This window comes from Alteromonas sp. Cnat3-28, from assembly GCF_022348265.1.
GTDB lineage: Bacteria > Pseudomonadota > Gammaproteobacteria > Enterobacterales > Alteromonadaceae > Alteromonas > Alteromonas macleodii.
Genome location: NZ_JAKREY010000045.1, coordinates 1 through 3,196 on the forward strand (window position 1 = coordinate 1; position 3,196 = coordinate 3,196).

At 43.7% G+C, this 3,196-nt stretch carries 4 protein-coding genes; 3 read left to right on the forward strand and 1 reads right to left on the reverse strand.

The annotated features are described in order from the left end of the window. Positions 1 to 218: 218 nt before the first annotated feature. Positions 219 to 953, reverse strand: coding sequence for a helix-turn-helix domain-containing protein (locus tag MHM87_RS19710; protein ID WP_239260860.1), 735 nt, complete (start codon positions 951 to 953; stop codon positions 219 to 221). Positions 954 to 1,084: 131 nt separating this feature from the next. Here MHM87_RS19710 and MHM87_RS19715 point away from each other — a divergent pair, with 131 nt between their 5' ends. The 3 genes from MHM87_RS19715 (at position 1,085) to yiaA (ending at position 2,960) form a co-directional block, all read left to right on the forward strand. Beyond that, on the forward strand, positions 1,085 to 1,495 hold the full coding sequence (locus MHM87_RS19715; protein ID WP_239220453.1) for a hypothetical protein: 411 nt from the start codon (positions 1,085 to 1,087) through the stop codon (positions 1,493 to 1,495). Between the two features lie 174 nt (positions 1,496 to 1,669). Beyond that, complete coding sequence (locus MHM87_RS19720) at positions 1,670 to 2,506, forward strand: DUF2145 domain-containing protein (RefSeq protein ID WP_039228660.1); 837 nt, start codon at positions 1,670 to 1,672, stop codon at positions 2,504 to 2,506. Continuing rightward, entirely contained in the window at positions 2,490 to 2,960 is a 471-nt protein-coding gene (yiaA, locus tag MHM87_RS19725) for an inner membrane protein YiaA (protein ID WP_049586942.1), read from the forward strand. Before MHM87_RS19720 ends, yiaA begins: the two co-directional genes overlap by 17 nt. The last annotated feature ends 236 nt before the right edge of the window (positions 2,961 to 3,196 follow it).

Genomic DNA, 3,196 nt, shown 5'->3' on the forward strand with positions numbered 1-3,196 from the left:
AGATAGGGCATTCATGACTGTTTGGCCTCAGTGAAGTTTGGCGATTGATCTGATCACCAAACGTCATGAATGTTCCTATCTTTTTTATCTTATTGATATCGCAATATTATTTGTGGGGATACCTCAGGGTCAGAGTACTTTTCTGAGTAGTAAACTAATGGGGTCAGAGTACTTTTCTATTTAATGTACTCTGACCCCCCAAATATACTTCGACAGGGTTATTTTCGCTTCATGTTTTCAAAAAGTGAAGGCTCCCAAGGCCGCATCGCCATTAAAATACCAATGTGCTGGCGTTCTTCAATTGGTAGGGCATTATCTTCGCTGCTGAGTTTAGCTGCTTCTTGTCGCAGTTGTTCAAGACGGCGCTGAATAATGGAAATCGAGGTCTGAGAATAGCGGCCGCGTAAATAGAAACGAAACATCCATGGCTCGTTCTTCTTTGGAGCCATAAACTTCACCATTACTTCCTGCTCCATAAATTTTTCTAGCGGACCACCAGGGATCCAGCGAAAGTTTTGCGCAATGAGCAGCTTGTAGCGGTTATTCGGTAACAGCTCTATAAGCTTAAGTTTGTCTAAGGTTGTCATTAGCTTAATGCCCTCGACCTCAGAAATATTGTAGTGCTTGATGATTTCCGAGAATCGCCAGCCATCACGCACACATACGGCTGCAAGCAGTAGCTTGGGATTGGCAAGTAACTCCATTTCTTGTTGCTCAGATAGCTGGGAAATTTTTTCCTGCTGCTTTTGCGACAGGCTAAAAAGGTCGCTCAATGACAAATTTAGGCATTCACAAATCTGTTCCAGCTTGTCGAGGCTGAAAGCCTGTAGAGAGAAATTTCGTTTTACGCTGGCCTCGCTTACGTTCAGTTTCTGTGCGATCTGTTTGTAGGTAAATCGCTGCTCTCGTAAACATTGTTTAAGCGTGTCGTAAACAAGGTTAATTTGGCTCATGGTATTAAATATTTATACTTGTGGTGTAATTTAATACTACATCAGCGGTTGTGGTTTACGAAATTTATTCTTGGTTCTAGTGTAGAACATGTTCAGGCACATCTCGCCTTTACATACTAGGAGCAAGTGATATGAAAAATTCGCGTTCAACATTGATGTTAACTGCACTATTAGGTAGTGCGCTTCTTACCCATTCTGTAATGGCAGATGACTCTACCGACCACAGTGGCAAAGCCAGTAAACATAGCGCACTTGCTGCATCTGAAGGCTTAGCAACGACGGCGTCAGTAGCGAGTGCCGTAGTCGCTGTTCCGGTGATACTAACCGGCAGTGCTGTAGTGGCAGGTAGCGCAGTTGCTGAAAGTGTGATTGACGAGAGTAGCCGCAGTATTCACGGAGCTAGTCATCATTCCTCCGTTGATAATAACCAGCCGTTAGTGATTACCGAAACAATCATTACTGCAGACCCTGCGCCAAACAAAGTCGTTGCGACCACTAACACAACAACGACTACGACAACTACTACCACAACTAAACGCTAACGGTTAATTAATTGCTCGAACTTTGAAGCGCGATTGGACGCTATAAAAGTGGCTATAGTTTGGTAAAACACTGCTACAGCGAAGCGTTGTGCATCTAGCGCTTCATAATAAATCGCGAGCGCTTTAGATGGCTCTTATTCAGTGCAAGTCGAGAGAATTTAAGCAGGGAAGAGTATGAAAACATTTTTGTATTCAATAGCTGTGGCTTTGGTACTACTTACTGCCAACGCTAATCACGCTTTGGCAGGTAGTCAGCAGCACGGAAAACCTTCGTTTTCACCAGAAGCCATTGCCATTTTTTCTAAAGAAGTAGAAAAGTATGCGGCAAGCCAAGGAGCTCGTGCCTTCATTATTGCAAGGCGAGGCAGACCGATTGAAGACATGCCGGAGGGCATTCGCTTTACGCACACTGCTATTGCTATCTACTCAAGCATTCAGCTAGATAATGGAGAGACTGCTAAAGGCTATGCAATCCATAATTTGTATCAAGATGCTGATGAACAAGACGTGAGTCATTTAGTTACAGATTATCCTGTAGATTTTTTCTGGAGTGCTTATGCGCTCGAGGCTGGTCTGATTATCCCATCGGTTGCCGTGCAGCAAGCGCTTATAAGTATGTACAGCGAAGATAGAGCAAAATTGTTGCATAACCCACGCTATTCAGTGGTTGCTAACCCATTCAACAGTGAACGACAAAACTGTACCGAGTACACCCTAGATGTGCTGAATGCTGCGGTGTACTCCACCACAGATATAGCCCAGCTAAAAGCTAATGCAAAGGCATATTTTACGCCGCAAAAAGTAAACATGAGCCGCGCCAAACTTGGCTTGGCGAGTATGTTCAGCGACGGCGTGACGCTGTCCGATCACGGTCGTAAGGTGGAAACAACTACATTTGGAAGCCTTGCTCGTTACATGCAGAAATACGATTTATCGGAAAAGGCAGTTATTTTTGCGAGCAACGGTGAGACAACTATTATCGAGGAATTTAACAATGCAGACTCAGAATAAACCAACGAAAGCATTTCGAATAGCATCACTGGCAGCCCTAATTGTGGGTGTAGGCGCTTATTTTATCGGCCTTTACAATGCCCCAATGGCGCTTAATGAAAAAGGTTATTACTTCACTATTATGTTATTTGGCTTGTTTTCTGTAGTGAGCTTACAAAAAACGGTACGCGATAAAATGGAAGGTGTGCCAACTACCAAAGCGTATTTCCTTGCATCAGCTGTAGCTACTGCATCAGCCATCGTATTGTTAGTGGTTGGCTTATTAAATGCTGAGCTTTTATTAAGTGAAAAAGGCTTCTTCGGCATGGCCTTCACTCTAAGCCTCTTTGCCGCTATTACGGTGCAGAAGAACGTACGCGATAGCCAAACTGCAGATGAGTCACGCAACATAAAAAGCGATACTCAAAGCAGCGCTACTGAGCACGAAGACTCTCCCAAAGTGAAAGCCGCTTAAAAAATGGGGTCAGAGTCTGAGGTATCCCCACAAATAATATAACGATATCAACGAGATAAAAAAGATAGGAACATTCATGACGTTTGGTGATCAGATCAATCGCCAAACTTCACTGAGGCCAAACAGCCATGAATGCTCTATCTATTGTGAACAAAGTCGTTACGCTTGTCAGCTACAATATGCATAAAACTCGTCTAAATGCGGTAACGGCGTGCGTCAAAAGCCTACTTAATGGA